10 protein-coding genes are annotated in these 13,853 nt (G+C 40.4%); all 10 read left to right on the forward strand.

Translation table 11 applies throughout. From position 1 onward, the window contains the following. Nucleotides 1–476: 476 nt before the first annotated feature. The 10 genes from IJ535_RS12035 to arcC all read left to right on the forward strand — a co-directional run bounded on the left by IJ535_RS12035 (nucleotide 477) and on the right by arcC (nucleotide 13,806). Entirely contained in the window at nucleotides 477–1,469 is a 993-nt protein-coding gene (locus tag IJ535_RS12035; protein ID WP_294303207.1) for a glycosyltransferase, read from the forward strand. Then, a complete protein-coding gene (locus tag IJ535_RS12040) occupies nucleotides 1,462–3,312 on the forward strand; it encodes a glycosyltransferase family 2 protein (protein WP_294303210.1) in 1,851 nt (616 codons plus the stop codon). The genes IJ535_RS12035 and IJ535_RS12040 overlap by 8 nt, the downstream gene beginning before the upstream one ends. Nucleotides 3,313–3,314: 2 nt before the next feature. Then, the gene (locus tag IJ535_RS12045; RefSeq protein ID WP_294289669.1) at nucleotides 3,315–4,295 is read left to right on the forward strand and encodes a glycosyltransferase family 2 protein; all 981 of its coding nucleotides are present in this window, start codon (nucleotides 3,315–3,317) and stop codon (nucleotides 4,293–4,295) included. 39 nt (nucleotides 4,296–4,334) lie between these two features. Continuing rightward, nucleotides 4,335–5,759 carry a sugar transferase gene (locus IJ535_RS12050; RefSeq protein WP_294303213.1) on the forward strand — a complete coding sequence of 475 codons (1,425 nt, stop codon included), beginning with the start codon at nucleotides 4,335–4,337 and terminating at the stop codon, nucleotides 5,757–5,759. Between the two features lie 47 nt (nucleotides 5,760–5,806). Further along, nucleotides 5,807–7,123: a glycosyltransferase family 2 protein gene (locus IJ535_RS12055; protein ID WP_294303215.1), complete on the forward strand. Its 1,317-nt coding sequence runs from the start codon at nucleotides 5,807–5,809 to the stop codon at nucleotides 7,121–7,123. A 140-nt stretch (nucleotides 7,124–7,263) separates the two neighbouring features. Then, nucleotides 7,264–8,874 (forward strand): LCP family protein, encoded by a 1,611-nt coding sequence (locus IJ535_RS12060; RefSeq protein WP_294303217.1) that lies wholly within the window; start codon nucleotides 7,264–7,266, stop codon nucleotides 8,872–8,874. A gap of 107 nt (nucleotides 8,875–8,981) precedes the next feature. Next, nucleotides 8,982–10,814, forward strand: coding sequence for a glutamine--fructose-6-phosphate transaminase (isomerizing) (gene glmS / locus IJ535_RS12065; RefSeq protein ID WP_294303219.1), 1,833 nt, complete (start codon nucleotides 8,982–8,984; stop codon nucleotides 10,812–10,814). Nucleotides 10,815–10,885: 71 nt separating this feature from the next. Further along, nucleotides 10,886–12,313 carry a S1C family serine protease gene (locus IJ535_RS12070; protein ID WP_294303221.1) on the forward strand — a complete coding sequence of 476 codons (1,428 nt, stop codon included), beginning with the start codon at nucleotides 10,886–10,888 and terminating at the stop codon, nucleotides 12,311–12,313. A 61-nt stretch (nucleotides 12,314–12,374) separates the two neighbouring features. After that, nucleotides 12,375–12,812, forward strand: coding sequence for a VanZ family protein (locus IJ535_RS12075; RefSeq protein WP_294303224.1), 438 nt, complete (start codon nucleotides 12,375–12,377; stop codon nucleotides 12,810–12,812). A 61-nt stretch (nucleotides 12,813–12,873) separates the two neighbouring features. Beyond that, a complete protein-coding gene (arcC, locus tag IJ535_RS12080; RefSeq protein ID WP_294303226.1) occupies nucleotides 12,874–13,806 on the forward strand; it encodes a carbamate kinase in 933 nt (310 codons plus the stop codon). Nucleotides 13,807–13,853: the final 47 nt, after the last annotated feature.

Here is a 13,853-nt window from a genome sequence, read left to right on the forward strand (position 1 = left end):
AATTAAAAGCAGTTTTTGGATGTTTTCCTACCGGCTTCAAGCTCAGTCCATTTCGCTATCAGCCTTGGGCTGCCGTCCGTGGCAGCCCATATGAAAACATTCAAAAACTGCTTTAAGATTCTACTAGGCTCACTCCAAAATCATGCAATTAATACTAATATTGCCGCCACTGCTATTACTCTAGGTAGAGTGTGTCTGTGAGATACATACAGTACCGACAGAATTGTCAAACCTTGAAAGAACACGTGTAATAAAGAATGCGAGTTGTGGCATTTAGAAAATCAGCAATTCTTCGACTGTGCAAGCAGCTAGGGGTGTTTACTGAGCTCTTGACGGACACACTTAAAGCATTCGTCAGCTAGCCCAGGGCAGGTGTGAGGGGACCTGGGGCTAAATCCACATTTTCGCATTTCTTGTATGTCCGTTAATAGCAACTTGTGATATACTAAACACAAATTGTGTTTGAAGGAAATAGTATGGATAAATTTGAAACCTTGGGTTGCCAGTTCGAGGGCAAGCGGGTTCTTTATATAACAACTAAAAATCTGGATTATATCAGGGTTACGCAGGAGATTGATTACCTACAGCAAAAGGCAGCCGGCCTTACGGTAATCGGAAGCAAAAGTAAGAGCTATCCTAAGAGGCTTGCCTATGTGTGGCTTAGTCTAATTAGGCAGTCCGTGAGGGATGTTGATGTGGTCTTTGTGGGATTTTCACCTCAGCTGGTGGTTCCGTTTTTTAGGAGAAAGCTTAAGAGAAGGCAGCTGTTTATAGATTTCTTTATATCGGTGTATGACACCATGATTATGGATAGAAAGAAGTTTAGGGACGGTGGCCTGGTGGAGAAGCTTACCCATAAGCTGGATGAAGCTACCATCAAAAGTGCAGATTATGTAGTGTGTGATACTGTGGCTCACGGCACTTTTTTCTCAGAGGAATTTGGAAAAGAAATTGATAAGATTTACGTGTACTATCTGCATGCTAATAAGGCTATTTATCACCCTATGGCAGATGTCGGCATCGAGGCAAAAAGCGAAAAAAAGAAGGTGCTGTACTTTGGTTCTATCCTAAACCTTCAGGGGGTGGATGTAATCTTGGATGCCGTTAGGGAATTTGCAGATGATGATAGAATCAGCTTTGAGATAATCGGCCCAATATCAGATAAGATGCAAAAACCGATTCAGCCAAACGTAACTTATATTGATTGGCTTACACAGGAGGATTTGGCTAAGCATATCGGAGTAGCAGATTTGTGCCTGGCAGGTCATTTTTCTGGGAATATTATGAAGGCTAAGCGAACCATCCCTGGTAAGGCATATATCTATGAGGCTATGGAAAAGCCAATGATACTTGGTGATGGCATGGCCAACCACGAATTGTTTAATGCCGACAAAAAACATATTTTTGTAGAAATGGGAAATCCAAAGGCACTGGCTGGTGCAATAAGGGATTATTTTGAATATGAGTGAGATTAAAGAATATAAACAACCTACTAATAAAATAGAAAAGGGTCTGCTTTATTTGCAGCATTATGGTGTGAAAAAGACTGTGGCCAAGACCATCAGAAAAATGATGGGTCATGACCAGGAACACTATAGCTATAGGCAGTTTTTAAAGGAGAACCCTGTTAGCGAGCAGGAACTTGAAAATCAGCGCCAGACAGTGTTTGCGTATAATCCAGTTATTAGTATCGTAATTCCGTTATACAATACAAAGGAGAAGTTTCTTACAGAGCTGATTCATTCCTTTACGGATCAGACTTATCCACATTGGCAGCTTTGCCTTGGGGATGGCAGTCCTAAGGAAGGTCTTTACGATATTATTAAGGCTGCCACAGGCGGCAAATGGGATGAGAGAATCGTCTATAAAAAGCTTACTGATAATACGGGAATCGCTGGTAATACTAATGCAGCTATGGAGCTTGCCACTGGAGATTATATCGGATTTACGGATCATGATGATTTGATAACACCAGATGCAATGTATTATATTGCAGAGGCTCTTAATAAAGATAGAACAATCGAAGCAATCTATTCCGACGAGGATAAGATTGATATGGAGGGCAAGGAGTATTTCCTTCCTCATTTTAAATCAGATTTCAATATTGATTTGTTATGCTCTCATAATTATATCACCCATCTGTTTGTTGTCAGGGCAGATATTGCAAAAGCAAGCGGCGGTATCCTTTCTGAGTTTGATGGAGCACAGGACCATGATTTTGATTTGAGAGTCCTTGAAAAATGCACTAACATCTATCATATTCCAAGGGTGCTTTATCACTGGAGATGCCATCCGGATTCTACAGCAGACCATCCAGAGGCAAAGATGTATGCCTACGAAAACGGCAGACGTGCTGTGGAGAACCATTATAAGAGACTTGGAATTCCAGCAAGGGTAGAGCTTGATACTCATCTGGGATATTATAGAACTATATATGAGTGGCCAGATACACCACTTCTTTCTATCATCATTCCTAATATGAATCATGAGGAGGATTTGAAGGAATGTATCGATAGCATTGTGGAGAAGACTACTTATCCTAATTATGAATTTATAATTGTGGAAAACAATTCTGCTGATGAAAAGCTTCGTGGATATTATCAGGAACTGGAAAGAAGAAACGATATTAGCGCAAGAGTGTGTGATTTTACAAAGGCACATCCTGATACAAAGGGTACCTTTAATTTCTCTGCACTTATTAATTATGGTGTGCGCCAGGCTCTTGGCGAATATCTGCTTCTTCTTAATAACGACACAAGGATGATTAATGGTGATGCCATTTCAGAGATGATGGGCTTCATCAGAAGAGAAGATGTGGGAGCAGTAGGTGCAAGGCTTTACTATGGCAATAATACTGTGCAGCATGCAGGCCTTATTATTGGTCTTGGTGGTGTTGCTAATTCCCAGTTTTTAGGAAGTGGCAGAGAGCAGGTAGGATATTTTTACAGAAGCACCTGCGTCCAGGATTTGTCAGCAGTTACAGGTGCATGTCTTCTTACAAAGCGCTCTGCATTTAATACAGTAGGTGGCTTTGATGAGGGGCTTGCAGTAGCATTTAACGATGTGGATTATTGCCTTAAGCTTAGGGCAAAAGATTTGCTGTGTGTTTACACACCATTTTCAGAGTGGTATCATTTAGAATCTGTCAGCCGTGGCCTTGACCATGAGGATCCAGATAGAAAGGCCAGAATGGATGCAGAGACAAAATATTTTATGACAAAGTGGAAGGATACATACAGTAAGGGAGACCCTTATTACAATCCTAACTTGTCACTTACAAAATTTGATTATTCTTTTAAGAGTAAGGAGTAGCTATGAAACTTATCATTCAAATTCCATGCTATAACGAGGCAGAAACACTTGAGATAGCTCTTAACGATTTGCCTAAGCATATTGATGGAATAGATGAAATCGAATATTTAATAATTAATGATGGCAGCAAGGATAATACTGTAGAAGTGGCCAGAAAATGGGGAGTTAATTACGTGGTTAATTTCCGCCGCAACAAAGGCCTTGCTTATGGATTTATGGCAGGCATTGATGCATGCCTTAGAAATGGTGCAGATATTATCGTAAATACGGATGCAGATAATCAGTATGTAGCAGATGATATTGAGCTTTTGGTTCGTCCTATTCTAGAGGGCAAATCTGATATTGTAATCGGCGAGCGTCCAATCGATGCCACTGAGCATTTTTCGCCACTTAAGAAAAAGCTTCAGCATTTGGGAAGCTGGGTTGTGCAGAAGGCTAGTAATTCAGATATTCCAGATGCTCCAAGTGGATTTAGAGCTTATTCAAGGGATGCAGCAATGCGTCTAAATGTCACAAACGATTACACATATACTCTTGAGACAATCGTTCAGGCTGGTAGAAACAAAATCGCTCAGACAAGTGTACCAATCAGAACTAATGGGGAGCTTCGTCCATCACGTCTTTTCAATAGCATGATGGGATATGTTAAGAAATCTATGGTTACAATCCTTAGAGCTTATCTTATGTATCAGCCACTTAAGACATTTAGTGTGCTTGCAATTATTCCATTTATCGTAGGTCTTGGGGTGATTATTCGCTTCCTTGTTTTTGTAGCAATGGGTAATTCTGCAGGTCACATTCAATCTCTTATTTTAGGATGTACTCTTCTTATCATGGGATTTATTTCTCTTATGATTGCACTTATAGGAGATTTGCTTGCTAAGAATCGTAAGCTTTTAGAGGACATTGAATATCACACTAGAAAAATGGATTATGACGGTGTGAAGAATAATGATGGATATAAAAACAACAATAATTTATAATTGTATTATATAGATGGGGAAGTAACAGGGGGATAAGCGTTGTACAAAAAGAAAAAACGCTCTTGGGTAAAGCACTTGGATTTTATCATCCTTGATTTGCTGGCAGCGGAACTGGCACTTTATTTGGGTGTTATGATTAAGTTCAACGGAAGCATTATCTTTTTGGACAAATTCGAATGGTTCAACCTATATCAGAATTTGGTTAAGATATTGCCTTTCATTGACTTGGCAGGTGTGTTTTTTACAGAGACCTACAAGGGCATTTTGCGGAGAACTAAATATGAAGAATTGATATCTACTATCTGGCATTCAGCTGTGAATTTCCTTGGCGTGCTTTTGTATATGTACATGTCTAAGACTTCTTATATGCACTCTAGAACAGTACTGGGCGTGCTTGCTATTGGCATGGTTGTTTTTTCTTATTTGTTCAGAGTGGGATGGAAGCGTGTCATCAGACGTCGTAAGCTGTCAGATGTAAACAAGACTGCCATGGTAGTGGTAGCAGAATCTGACAATGTAGAAAATTGTCTTAACGAAATAGCACTTAGCCCATATCCTGAGTACAAGGTTGTGGGAGTTGCAGTTGTAGATAAAGATATGACAGGTCAGACAATTCAGGGAATTCCTGTTATTGCCAGTGCAGATACACTTTTTGAATATCTTCGCACCAGCGTGGTAGACGAAGTTTTCTTAGATGGTAACACCAGAAAAAGCGAGGAAAGCCTTGCAACAAGGCTGGTAGAGCAGGGGCTTACAGTGCATATACCACTTGTGCACACCAGCAATCTTATGCCTAATCGTATAATGGAAAAATATGGTCAGTATATAGTGCTTACCACAAGCATGCATATTGCTAATAATCGTCAGGCATTTGCTAAGAGATTAATGGATATTATAGGTGCTATTGTGGGGCTGTTTTTTACATTAATAGCATTTATTATTTTTGCACCAATCATCAAAATCCAGTCACCTGGTCCTGTGTTCTTTACCCAGACCAGAATCGGAAAAAACGGTCGTAAGTTTAAGTTTTACAAATTCCGTACCATGTACATGGATGCTGAGGAACGAAAGAAAGACTTGGTAGAAAAGAATGAAATCAAAGGAAATATGTTTAAGATGGAGAATGATCCTAGAGTTATTCCTATTGGGCGTTTCCTTAGAAAACATTCTATTGATGAATTACCACAGTTTTTAAATGTATTGGTAGGAGATATGTCTCTTGTGGGAACAAGACCACCTCTTGAGGACGAATACGAAAACTACGCATTGCATCACAGAGCCAGACTATCTATTAAGCCGGGTCTTACTGGTATGTGGCAGGTTAGTGGACGTAGTGATATCAAGGATTTTGAGCAGGTGGTGGCACTTGATACAGAGTACATTTCCAACTGGTCATTAGGATTAGATATTAAGATAATACTTAAAACAGTAGCAGTTGTATTTGGGGGAAAGGGCTCGAAGTAGTGGCAGAAAATTATTTTTCATTAGTAGTCTGGACCAACGAGACTGATATGGATAATTTTAAGGACTGTCTCGAGTCCATTGATGAACAGGAATATCGCGAATTCGAATTATATATTTTAGATAACAATCCATCAAATGAGATTGAGGTGACTATCAAGGAATTCTTCCCGGATATCGTTGATAAGGTTCACTATCGTAGGCTGAAAAAGAATAATGGCGCAGCTTACGCTTATAATGTGGGCCTTCATTTTGCAGAAGGGAATTATGTGGTTTTCTTTGGGCAGCATGATAGATTAAGTGGAAACACTCTTAGTGCCCTAAATGAAAAGATAGAAGCCTTAGATAACAAGGATTGTATTGTCTATGCCGACCATGATGAACTGGTTGGTCTCGATAGAAAAAATCCTCATTTCAAATCAGATTTTAATAAAGAATTATTTTTGCAGACAGATTACGTAGGGGATTTTGTCTGCATCTCAAAAAGCTTAAGTAGCAGGCTTGGGGAGTTTAACGAAAAGGCAAAGACATCCTATTTATACGAATACATTCTAAGGGCAGCCTTTAAGAATGAACCTATTGTCCATGTGCCATCTCTTATCTATCACAAAAGAACAAGTGATAGGGCAATGAATAAGGAAGAGCGCAAGGCAGCAGAGTACTACTGCAAGGAGCACATGGCACTGGCTATTTCTTATTTAGGACAGGAAGAGGTTTTCTGTGACGGAAGAATCGATGCTTCATTGAAAAAGTGGCATTTGAATTATGATGATTCTACATTTAGAAGATTTTCCAGCAATTACATGTTTCTAAGAGATGAAAATGTTAAGCTATACACCAGAAACAATGTAAAAAAGATGTATGCTTATCTATGTCAGCCTGATGTGGCTGTGGTGGGTGTGCGTTTTATAGATAGAGGCTTTAAGGTGGATAACGTGGGATATATCTTTGACACTGATGGTGCATGGTATCCGGCTTTTCACGGGCAAAGCCTGTTTAGGGATACATACGATGGAATAGGCAGTATGCCCCGTGATGTATCTGTTGTAGACTGCGGATGTTGCCTGATAGATGCCAAGGTATACAGGATGCTTCACGGCTTTGACACAAGACTTACAGGACAGGATGCCATGTTTGATTTTTGTCTGAGGGCAAGAAAGCGTGGCTATAGGGTAATTGTTCTGCCAAGGGTGGTTGCCAGATGGAAGGATAGGGAAGTAGAAACTCCAACAGATAATCATCAGCTGATTATGGAGAAGCATGGTGATTTTATACAAAAAGGTGATGAATTTTACAATAAAAATCTACCTATTGGAATGGAAAACTATATTCTTCCCGGAACACAAGAACAAAAAGAAGAAGATTAAATTTGTATTTTATAAAATGCCATAGAATGCTCCCATATTCTTGACAAGTCTAGAATGAGTAGAGTAGACTAGCATAGTCTATTGCTTTAAAAAGTAGTAGCAAATTTGGTATCAAACTTAAGATTGGAGATATTCAGTTAATGAGTAATTTCGAAGATTACGATTTGAGACATGGAGAAGGCACAGGCCGTCGCAGACCTGCTAACAGACCTTCAGGAAGACCAAGTGGAAGCAGACCAAACGGAGGCAGACCAAACGGAAGCCGTCCAGTTAACAGAAATGGTCATAGCAGTCGTCCAAGTGGTTATTCAAATCATTCCATGGATTTAGATGACGAAATAGAATTATACGAGTACGATTCACAGTACGGATTTGAGGAAGATGATATGCCAGCTAGACGTTCAGCATCAAGCAGTGCCAGAAGGGCATCTGCCAGCCGCTCAGGAAGACCAGGTGGCAGTAGACCAAGTGGTAGACCTGGCAATCATTCAGGCAGCCACTCAGGTAGCTCTAGAAAGCCAGCATCCAAATCATCTGCAAAGGACAGCAGAGATGCAAGAGCAGTAGCTAGAGGCGGTGCAAGACGCCCAGCAGGAAAGAATGCTAAGAAGAAAAAGATGAAGCGCACCATTTTTGTTGTGGAGATTGCGGTACTTCTTGTTATCCTTATTGTATTCTTCTTCTGGAGTAAGTTCGGTAAGGTTAATTGGGACAATATTAACATGGAAGAGCTTGAAAACGATAGCTTGGATGCAGAGACAAAGGAAGTCCTTAGCCAATATACAACCCTTGCACTTTTCGGTGTGGATAACCGTTCTAACGGTAATCTTGATACTGGTAACTCAGATACAATCATCCTGGTGTCAATTAACAACGACACTAAGGAAGTGAAGATGGTATCTGTTCAGCGTGATACTTACCTACAGGTTGAGGATGACAAATACAGAAAATGTAACTATGCATATAACCACGGTGGTGTTGAATCAGCTATCGAGATGCTTAATAAGAACCTTGACCTTAACATAGCAGGTTATGTATCAGTTGATTTCAATGCAGTTGCTATGGTTGTTGATGACTTAGGCGGTCTTGACCTTGAGGTTACTCAGAAGATGATTGATACAAATAACCCAGAGACAGGTCAGAATGCACTTGCAGGTTATATTGCCGAGGTTGAAAACGTTCTTAAGTATTACCCAGATAAGGAAGAATACTGGGATAGAAATGACTGCTACTTTGATAAGCCAGGTGTATATCACATGAATGGTGCTCAGGTAGTTGGTTACTGCCGTAACAGATACGCAGTTGATAACGATTACGGTCGTGCTGAGAATCAGCGTAAGGTAATTAAGCTTTTAATTGAGAAGGCAAAGCATGCCAAGGTATCACAGCTTAATGATATTTGCGATGATGTATTCCCTAAGATTTCTACAAGTCTTAGCATGGGACAGTGCTTGTCGATGGCTACAGCTGTTGGTGATTACGAGGTTACAAACTCAACAGGTTTCCCATTTGCACTTAAGACTGCTAAGATTAGCTCTAAGATAGGTAGTGTAGTTGTTCCTTGTACACTTACAAGCAATGTAGTTACACTTCATGAGTTCTTGTACGAGCAGGAGAATTACGATGCAACAGATGATGTAGTTGATAAGATTAGCGATTACATTCAGAACGAAACTGGTTTCTCAGAATCTAGTGCTGAGATTAATCAGACACCGGATATGTCATCATCAGATGAAAAAGAGAAAAAATAACTAGTTAATCAATGAGGATTGACCATGAGGCCAATCCTCATTTTACTTTTATGTTAAATAGTAGTAAAATGTAGAGGCTTTTATAATGCAAAGAAAGGAATTTTTTTATGTGTGGAATAGTAGGTTACGTAGGAAAATCACAGGCTGCGCCTATACTTTTGGATGGACTTAGTAAGCTAGAATATAGAGGCTACGATTCAGCAGGAATGGCTGTATATGATGGTAGCAAGATAGAATATGAAAAGGCTAAGGGACGTCTTCGTCTTCTCAGCGAAAAGACCCATGATGGTGCTACAATGCAGGGTACTATCGGTATTGGTCATACACGTTGGGCTACACATGGTGAGCCTAGCGAGACAAACGCTCATCCACATCTTAACGAGGATGAAACAATCGCCGTTGTCCACAATGGTATTATCGAAAACTACGCAAAGCTTAAGGATAAGCTTATCAAGCGTGGATATAATTTCAAATCTGAAACAGATACAGAGGTAGTTGCACACCTTCTTGATTATTATTACAAGGCAGGCAATGATCCTCTTGCATGTGTTACAAAGGTTATGCACCGTGTTGAGGGTGCTTATGCCCTTGGTATTATTTTTGCAGATTATCCAGATCAGATTTATTCAGTTCGTAAGGACAGCCCACTTATCGTAGGTCTTGGTAAGGATGGCAATCTTATTGCATCTGATGTACCAGCTGTTCTTAAGTACACACGTGAAGTTTACTTTATCGAGAACGAGGAAATCGCTCGTCTTTCAGAAGGCAGCATTGAGTTCTTCGATGTTGATGGACAGCCTATTGAGAAGCAGTCTAAGACAATCGATTGGGATGTAGATGCAGCAGAAAAGGGTGGTTACGACCACTTTATGATTAAGGAAATCCACGAGGAGCCTAAGACTGTTCGTGATACACTTAATCCTCGTATCAAGAATGACACAGTTGATATTGAAGAGCTTGGTATGACAGATGAAGAGATTAGAGCAATCTCACGTATCCGTATTGTTGCCTGCGGTAGTGCATATCACACAGGTGTTACAGCTAAGTATGTATTCGAAGATATGGCTCGTATTCCAGTAGAGGTAGATATCGCTTCAGAGTTTAGATATCGTAATCCAATCCTTCAGGAGAACGAGCTTGTTATAGCAATCAGCCAGTCAGGTGAGACAGCTGACACTAAGGAAGCTGTTAGAATGGCACGTGCAATGGGCAACATGACACTTGCTATTGTAAATGTAGTAGGTTCATCTATTGCCCGCGAAGCTGAAAAGGTTATGTACACATGGGCTGGTCCTGAGATTTCAGTTGCTACCACAAAGGCTTACTCTGCTCAGCTTATAGCTCTTTACTTACTTGCTATGAAGTTTGCAGATGTTAGAGGACTTCTTCCAGCAGATGAGATGAAGTCTCTTATTGCAGATTTAAAGAAGCTTCCAGAGCAGATTGAGATGCTTCTTGGAAATAAGGAGCGTATCCAGAAATTTGCTAACCGTTTCGTTGCAGCTAAGGATGTATTCTTTATCGGTCGTGGTATCGATTACGCTATCTCTATGGAAGGTTCACTTAAGCTTAAGGAGATTTCTTATATCCATTCAGAGGCATACGCAGCTGGCGAGCTTAAGCATGGTACAATATCTCTTATTGAAGAGGGTACTCTTGTTGCAGCAGTGGCAACACAGGATAACATCTATCCTAAGACAGTATCTAACATTGTAGAATGTAAGACTCGTGGAGCATTTATCCTTGCTGTTACTACAGTAGGTCATGAGGATATTGAGGATGTTGCAGATTATGTAATGTACATCCCACAGACTAACAAGTATTTTGCTAACTCACTTGCAATCATTCCACTACAGTTATTTGGTTACTATGTATCTGTGGGCAAGGGATTTGATGTTGATCATCCAAGAAACTTAGCAAAATCAGTTACTGTTGAATAAACCGTCACTTAGTCGTCACATTTCGGGATTATTCTACGTTCATGAAATGAAAAATCAATGGAGGCGAGTTTATGAGCGATTTTTATTCAAACAACACAAATAACGATACAAACAATACTGGGGATACTGGTTCATATACAAGTGAATCAACAAATACAAGTCAAACAAGTAGCTCTACTACTAATGGTTCTTATTCTTATAAGAGGGATGAGATTAACCAGGGTGAATCATATTATCAGTGGTCACCTTATGATGATGGCAGAAGAAACAAGAAAGCAAAAAAGTCATCTGGCTTTGGGGCAAAGCTAGGCAGGACAGCAGCTATTGCACTTGTTTTTGGATTAGTTGCAGGCCTTGCATTCCAGTCAGTGGTTACTGTATCTAACAAGTTCCTTAAGGAAGATACGCCACAGGTAGCACAGACACAGCAGGCGTCAAGCAGTAGTGATTCAGGTAAGATATCCAGCTCAGCTACAGCTACAACTACATCATCTACAGTTTCAACAGATGTTTCATCAATTGTAGAAAATGTTCTTCCTGCTATTGTACAGGTTACAAATGCAGGGCTTAAGGAATATATGACATTCTTTGGAACAGTACAGCAGCCTACCACATCAGCTGGTTCCGGTATCATTGTTTCACAGGATGAGGACAACATCTACATCGCTACTAACAATCATGTAGTTAGCGGTGCCGAGACACTTACAATCACATTTAACGATGGTGAGGCAGTAGAAGGAACAATCAAGGGAACAGATTCATCCTGCGACCTTGCAGTTGTTGCAGTTGCAATCAAGGATATTAAGGAAGACACATTATCAGAGATTAAAGTTGCCACACTTGGTGATTCAGATTCAACAGTAGTTGGCGAGGCAGCTATCGTAATCGGTAACGCAATGGGCTATGGTACATCAGTTACTAACGGTATCATATCTGCTAAGGACCGTGAGGTTTCTATTACAGATGATGATGGTAATGTTGTTACAAACAGCCTACTTCAGACAAACGCAGCTGTTAACCCTGGTAACTCAGGTGGTGCACTTTTAAATGCTAAGGGCGAGGTCATTGGTATTGTATCTGCTAAGCTTGCTGAGGAAAGCGTAGAGGGTATGGGATATGCAATTCCTATTTCATACGCATGGAACATCATTCAGCAAATGGTAGACAACGATGTTGTTTCAGAGCTTGAGGCATCATACCTTGGAATAGCTGGTAGGGATATCACATCAGAGATGTCAGAGCAGTACGAAATTCCAGTTGGTGTTTATGTAGCACAGGTAGTTGAAGGCTCTGGTGCTGAGGCAGCAGGTATCGAAACAGAGGATGTTATCACATCATTCAACGGACGTAAGGTAACATCAGTTAACACACTTAACAATATCATGAAATATTTGCCAGCAGGCTCTACTGTTGAAGTAAAGGTTGCCAAGGCAAACAAGGATTATGAGGAAGAGACTATTCAGGTAACACTTACTCATAAGATTGAATCAGTACAATAAAAAGTAAAAAAATGGGTACAAATCATGTACCCATTTTTTTTTATGTGTTACAATGTAGGCTATGAATAAGAAAAAGGTTATATTTGGAATTTTAATTGCTGTATGGATTTGTGTCATTTGGGGACATAGCATGCAGCCGGCAGTAGTGTCAGAAGGAGAAAGCGGCAGATTTTTAGCCGTAATTAATAAGGTGTTGCCATTCATCACTAACGATGATAATGGAATGTACATAGTCAGAAAGACAGCTCATTTTACAGAATATGCAATACTTGGAGTGCTGTTATGTTTGGAATTTGCCACATACATTAAGGGCTGGTTTAAAAGATTTGTTAATCCTGAGATGGCAGCATTGTTTGTGGCTTTTGTGGATGAGACGATTCAGCTTTTTGTTGAGGGCAGATCGGGTCAGGTATCTGATATTTGGATAGATATAGCAGGTGCTGCACTTGGAATAATTATCACCCTTGCTATCATTGGAAACAAGCGTAATAGAAGATAGATATTAAAGCAGCTGACAATGTGATAAAATAAGTAATAAAGGCAAAAAAGGGAGGCATCGTATGGGAAAGAAAAGAATAGTTATTGCACTTGGACATGACGCTCTTGGCACTACAGTGCTAGAACAATGGAATGCTACTAAACGCACAGCTGTGGCTGTGGCAGAGTTTATCAAGCAGGATTATCAGGTGGTTATCACCCACAGTAACGGACCACAGGTTGGCATGATTCACACAGCACTTTCAGAGTTTTATCAGAATCATCCTGATTACACACCTACACCTATGTCGGTTTGTTCTGCAATGAGTCAGGGTTATATCGGTTATGATTTGCAGCAGGCTATTCGTTCTGAATTAGTAGGCCGTGGTATTTATAAGCCCGTTTCTACTATTCTTACACAGGTTACTGTTGATCCGTATGATGAAGCTTTCTACAAGCCTACCAAGATAATCGGACGTGTTATGACAGCTGAGCAGGCTGAGGCTGAGGAGGCTAAGGGCAACCACACAGTTAAGGTAGATGGTGGCTATCGCAGAATCGTGGCAGCACCTAAGCCTATTGAGATTGTTGAAATTGATGCTATCAAGGCTCTGTGCGATGCAGACCAAGTGGTTATTGCAGCAGGCGGTGGTGGAATACCAGTACTTACTCAGGATAATTCACTTAAGGGGGCATCAGCTGTAGTGGAGAAGGATATTGCAGCAGGGCTTCTTGCTTCAGAGCTGGATGCAGATATGTTAGTAATTCTTACTAGCGTAACAAAGGTATGTAAGAATTTTGGCAAGTTAGATGAGCAGCCACTTGATTATATTTCAGTAGCAGATGCTAAGAAGATGTTAGAGGCTGGAGAATTTGGCGAGACTGATATGGCACCAAAGATTCAGGCTGCCATAGATTATATTGGGGATTCAGCTATTAGAAAGGTATTAATTACCAAGCTGTCAGATGCTGGCAATGCTGTAGGCGGACAGACTGGTACAATGATAGGAAAATAAAGTAAACCTTCCTCTTGAGGGTCAATGTCATTAAGTAGTCATCATGA

This window comes from Pseudobutyrivibrio sp., from assembly GCF_017471675.1.
Lineage (GTDB): Bacteria > Bacillota > Clostridia > Lachnospirales > Lachnospiraceae > Pseudobutyrivibrio.

Excerpts from the sequence above, each read along its gene's own strand:
- arcC (WP_294303226.1), top strand. The coding sequence starts at position 12,874 with ATGGGAAAGAAAAGAATAGTTATTGCACTTGGACATGACGCTCTTGGC.
- IJ535_RS12040 (WP_294303210.1), top strand. The coding sequence starts at position 1,462 with ATGAGTGAGATTAAAGAATATAAACAACCTACTAATAAAATAGAAAAG.
- IJ535_RS12055 (WP_294303215.1), top strand. The coding sequence starts at position 5,807 with ATGGATAATTTTAAGGACTGTCTCGAGTCCATTGATGAACAGGAATAT.
- IJ535_RS12060 (WP_294303217.1), top strand. The coding sequence starts at position 7,264 with ATGAGTAATTTCGAAGATTACGATTTGAGACATGGAGAAGGCACAGGC.
- IJ535_RS12035 (WP_294303207.1), top strand. The coding sequence starts at position 477 with ATGGATAAATTTGAAACCTTGGGTTGCCAGTTCGAGGGCAAGCGGGTT.
- glmS (WP_294303219.1), top strand. The coding sequence starts at position 8,982 with ATGTGTGGAATAGTAGGTTACGTAGGAAAATCACAGGCTGCGCCTATA.
- IJ535_RS12070 (WP_294303221.1), top strand. The coding sequence starts at position 10,886 with ATGAGCGATTTTTATTCAAACAACACAAATAACGATACAAACAATACT.
- IJ535_RS12075 (WP_294303224.1), top strand. The coding sequence starts at position 12,375 with ATGAATAAGAAAAAGGTTATATTTGGAATTTTAATTGCTGTATGGATT.
- IJ535_RS12045 (WP_294289669.1), top strand. The coding sequence starts at position 3,315 with ATGAAACTTATCATTCAAATTCCATGCTATAACGAGGCAGAAACACTT.